The sequence below is a fragment of the Mesorhizobium sp. M7A.F.Ca.CA.004.04.2.1 genome, assembly GCF_004022825.1.
Taxonomy (GTDB): Bacteria; Pseudomonadota; Alphaproteobacteria; order Rhizobiales; family Rhizobiaceae; genus Mesorhizobium.
Map to the genome: position 1 here is coordinate 1 of NZ_RZPH01000451.1, position 4,580 is coordinate 4,580.

The 4,580-nt window shown below is 64.3% G+C and carries 4 protein-coding genes; 1 reads left to right on the plus strand and 3 read right to left on the minus strand.

What is annotated here, in order from left to right:
* From EN893_RS19780 to EN893_RS19790, 3 genes are all read right to left on the minus strand, one after another.
* Positions 1-1,996: bifunctional [glutamine synthetase] adenylyltransferase/[glutamine synthetase]-adenylyl-L-tyrosine phosphorylase (locus EN893_RS19780; RefSeq protein WP_128361714.1), on the minus strand; the 1,996-nt coding region annotated here is incomplete at its 3' end.
* Positions 1,996-3,474, minus strand: coding sequence for a HAMP domain-containing sensor histidine kinase (locus tag EN893_RS19785; protein WP_127269422.1), 1,479 nt, complete (start codon positions 3,472-3,474; stop codon positions 1,996-1,998). The genes EN893_RS19785 and EN893_RS19780, both read right to left, overlap by 1 nt.
* Positions 3,475-3,481: 7 nt before the next feature.
* The gene (locus EN893_RS19790; RefSeq protein ID WP_164900971.1) at positions 3,482-4,156 is read right to left on the minus strand and encodes a response regulator transcription factor; all 675 of its coding nucleotides are present in this window, start codon (positions 4,154-4,156) and stop codon (positions 3,482-3,484) included.
* A gap of 34 nt (positions 4,157-4,190) precedes the next feature.
* Between EN893_RS19790 and EN893_RS38155 the strand changes: the two genes are divergently transcribed.
* Positions 4,191-4,370 (plus strand): hypothetical protein, encoded by a 180-nt coding sequence (locus EN893_RS38155; protein WP_164749467.1) that lies wholly within the window; start codon positions 4,191-4,193, stop codon positions 4,368-4,370.
* The last annotated feature ends 210 nt before the right edge of the window (positions 4,371-4,580 follow it).

The window sequence follows — 4,580 nt, forward strand, 5'->3', positions numbered from 1 at the left end:
CGGCCCGGCGCGGATCGATCGAGCCGGCGAGCAGCCGGCCACCGATCAGGAATTTCTGCTCGGAGGCAAAAATGCGCAGCCGGTCGAGCACATCCTCGTAAAGCCGGTCGCCCTCGACGAAGGCGGAAAGCCGCGCCGACAGATAGGCGCGGTCGGGTAATTCGGTGAGCATGGCCGGGTCGAGCAAACCATCGAAGACATGCGGCCTGCGGGTGATGATCGCCGCCAGCCGGGGGGCGGCCCCCATGATCGTCGCCAGAAGCTTCAGCAGGGCAGGATTGGACTGCAGCAGGGAGAACAGCTGGATGCCAGCCGGCAGGCCGGCGAGAAACTCGTCGAAGCGCATCAGAGCTTCGTCGGCCCGGCGCGTCTGGCCGAAGGCGCGCAGCAGCGCCGGCGTCAGTTCCGTCAGCCGCTCGCGTGCCTCCGCCGACTGGGTGAGGCGATAGCGGCCGAAATGCCAGCCACGGATGACGCGGCAGATGTCGCTTGGCCGCTGAAAACCGAGCCCGTGCAAGGTCTGCAGCGTATCGGGATCGTCCACATCGCCGGTGAAGACCAGGTTGCCGATGCCGGTCGACAGTTCGGGTGCTGTTTCGAACAGTGCCGCGTAGTGACGTTCGACCTGCTGCAGCGAGGCACGGAACGCTTGAGAAAAGGCAGAAGCATCGGCAAAGCCGAGCATGCGTGCGATACGCTCCAAGCCTTCATCATCTTCCGGCAGCGTGTGCGTCTGCTCGTCGGCAACCATCTGCACGGCATGTTCGACGCGTCGCAGGAACCAGTACTGGCGGGCAAGCGCATCGCGCGCCTCGGCGGTGATCCAGCCGCCGGTCGCAAGCTCGCCGAGCATCGGCACGGTCTCGCGGCCACGCAGTTCAGGGAAGCGTCCGCCGGCGATGAGCTGCTGGGTCTGGACGAAGAACTCGATCTCTCGAATGCCGCCGCGGCCAAGCTTGACGTTGTGGCCCTTGACCGCAATCTCGCCATGGCCCTTGTGGGCGTGGATCTGGCGCTTGATCGAATGGACGTCGGCAATCGCCGCGTAGTCCATGTATTTGCGCCAGATATAGGGCTGCAACTCCTTGAGGAAGGCCGCACCCGCGGCCAGATCGCCCGCCACCGGGCGTGCCTTGATCATCGCGGCGCGCTCCCAGTTCTGGCCGCGCGCCTCGTAGTAGCGCAGTGCCGCCTCGACCGGGATCGCCAGCGGTGTCGAACCGGGGTCTGGGCGCAGTCTCAGATCGGTGCGGAAGACATAACCGTGTTCGGTGCGGTCCTGCAGGATGCGCACCAGGCGGCGCGTCAGCCTCGAAAACAACTCGGTGGCGTCGAGCGGATCGACGACGGCGGGCGCTTCCGGATCGAAGAAAACCACCAGATCGATGTCGGAGGAAAAATTCAGCTCATGCGCGCCGAGCTTGCCCATGCCGAGCAGGATCCAGCCCGACTGTTTCGACGGATTGCCGACATCCGGCAGTTTGAGTTTGCCCTCGCTATGCGCGTCGCGCAGCAGGAAGTCGACGGCGGCGCGGGTGCAGGCGTCTGCGAGGTCGCTCAACCGCCGGACCGTCAGCGCCGTTTCGGCCTCGCCGGCAAGATCGGCCAGCGCGATGAGGAAATGCGCCTCCGCCTTCCACTGGCGCAGCTCCATCATCAAGCCGGATTCCGAGACTGCTTCGGCTAGATGCACCTGGTCGATGGCGGCGCCGATCACCTTCAGTCGAGCCTCGATCGTCTGCTCGAACAGCCCGTCCAGGATTTGCGGCCGGCGACGTGCGGTATCGCGCAGGAACGGCGACAGATCGAAGACGGCAGCAAGGAAATCCTGGCCCTCGCCCTTGCCGGCCAGGAACTTGGCCAGCCGCGTCAGTCCTTCTTCGCGCGCCGCGGAAGCGATCTCGGCCAGTTCCAGCCGCGCACGGTCTTCGTCCAGCGGAGCCAGGCTGGTCGCCGGCTTCAGCAGCCAATCTTTCGCCCTCGCAGCCGTGCTCATCAGTGATCCTCCCGTGCTGGGAAACTCATGACCACGGATAATCCGGGATTGCCAGGCAAGAGTTCAAGCCGGCCATTGTGGAACGTCATGACCGCCTTGGCGAGGCTGAGGCCAAGACCGGAACCCGGCTGCGAACGGCTCTTCTCCAGCCGCACGAAACGTTCCGTGGCCCGCGCCCGGTCGCCATCGTCGGGAATGCCGTGTCCATTGTCGGCAACAGACAGGCGAACGTCCGTACCGGCTCGCTCGAGCGTGACGCGCACCGCCGGCTGGGCATTGGCACCGGTCGAATATTTGATGGCGTTGTCGACGATGTTCGACAGCGCCTGACCGATCAGTTCGCGGTTGCCGTTGACGGACACCGCCTCGGGCGCGTCTGCTTCCAGCGACACGCCTGCCTCTTCCGCCACCGGCTCGTAGAGTTCGACGACATCGCGCACGGCCTCCGCCAGATCGACGCGGTTGGTGTTCTCCGAGGAGTAGCCAGCTTCCAGCCGGGAAATCATCAGGATGGCGTTGAAGGTTTTTATCAACTGGTCCGACTCGGCAATGGTGCCTTCCAGTGCCCGCCGGTAGTCGGTGGGCTTTTGCTTGCCCGAAAGCGTCGCTTCGGCCCGGTTGCGGAGCCGGGTCAGCGGCGTCTTCAGATCATGCGCGATGTTGTCGGAAACCTGCTTCAAGCCTTCATTGAGCGTGGCGATCCTGGCCAGCATGGCATTGAGATTTTCGGAGAGCCGGTCGAACTCATCGCCAACCCCCGTCACCGGCAGCCTGCCCGACAGATCCCCGCCCATGATGCGACGGCTGGCTTCCGACACGCTGTCGATGCGCTTCAGCGCGGCGCGACCGACAAAAAACCAGATCAGCAATCCGCCCAGCCCCATCATGCCGAGCGCCAGCATCAGCGCACGGCGGATGACCGCACGAAACCGCTCCGGCTCGCCAAGGTCGCGGCCGACCAGCATGATCATCTGGTTCGGCAGCCGCAGCACCAGCGCAATGGCGTTGTGGCCCTTTTCGCCCTGCGCCTGCGCATCGTTCTGCTCGGATTGGGTGGTGGTGCCCTGCTCGGCGGGAAGGTTGCGCAGGCGCTCGAGCTCTCCCTCGCCAAAACGCTGATAAGAGAACGGACTGCTGGTCCAGCCTTCGGTTTCGAGAACGCCCGGCTCCAGGCTCTGCACATTGCCGGTCAGGATCTGTCCGTTGGCGTCGGCGATCAGATAGAGGTTGGCGCCGGGCTGGCGCGAGCGGGCCTCGACTACACGGACCAACACCGGCAGACCGCCGCGTTGATAGGCGCGAGCCAGACCGAGCACCTCGTCATTGATGGTGTCCTGTGTCTGCCCGGTCAGCATGCGCGCCGACAACGAGGTCATATAGAAGACGAGCGCCACCGCGCAGAGCGCGAAGAGCAGGAGGTAGAGCGCCGAAAGCCGCGCTGCCGTTGTCTTCATGATGGCTGGCACGGAAAGAGCCATGCCGCAGCTAGCCGCTCTTCAGCATATAGCCGGCGCCGCGAACCGTATGCAGGATGGGCTTGTCGAAGCCCTTCTCGATCTTGCCGCGCAGCCGGGAGACATGGACGTCAATGACATTGGTCTGCGGATCGAAATGGTAGTCCCAGACATTTTCCAGCAGCATGGTGCGCGTTACCACCTGGCCGGCATGCCGCATCAGATATTCGAGCAATCGGAATTCACGCGGCTGCAGCGTTATCTCGCGTGACGCACGGCGGACCGAATGCGACAGCCTGTCGAGTTCGAGATCGCCGACGCGGTAGACGGTTTCGGCTTCCTTGGCGCTGGCGCGCCGGTTCAGAACCTCGACGCGGGCGAGAAGCTCGGAGAAGGCATAGGGCTTTGTCAGGTAATCGTCGCCGCCGGCGCGCAGACCCGTGACCCGGTCATCGACCTCGCCGAGCGCCGAGAGGATCAGCACCGGCGTTGTGTTGCCCCTGGACCGGAGACCGGCAATGACCGACAGGCCGTCGCGACGCGGCATCATCCTGTCGATCACCATCACGTCGTAGTCGCCGGCGTCGGCGAGCGCAAAGCCGGTTTCGCCGTCACCGGCGACATGAGCAGTGTGACCGGCCTCGGCAAAGGCTTTCTGCAAGTAGTCCGCAGCCTCGCGATCGTCTCCTATGACGAGAATCTTCATAGGGCTGTTATACGCGATTTCGCCGGAAGGTTGAGTGGCAGACATCTGCATTGTGGCCTTTGCCAAAGCGCACCGCGATCAAGATTGCCCGAAGCCGTGCGAGATAAAGCTGCTCGCTGCCGATGTCATTTTGCGTCGGATCGCGGAAGCGCTTTTGAAAGTGTGCGGCAGCGGACGATGGGAAGCCCGCTGCCGCCGGGGGAAGGCGCGATGACTGACTAACGCGCGCTCCTCCATGCTTTCCCGTACGGCGGCTCGGGGGTGTTGAAACTGCCGCACTGGAAAAGCCCAACCTGCCGCCGAAACGCCCTCACCCACCCTGGAAAGGCCGAGAGAACGCTCCGGGGCTGACCTCAGCCCTTGGCGACGGGCAGCGCGACGAAACGATTGGTGTCGTCGCGGGTGATCTGCATCAGCACTGCCT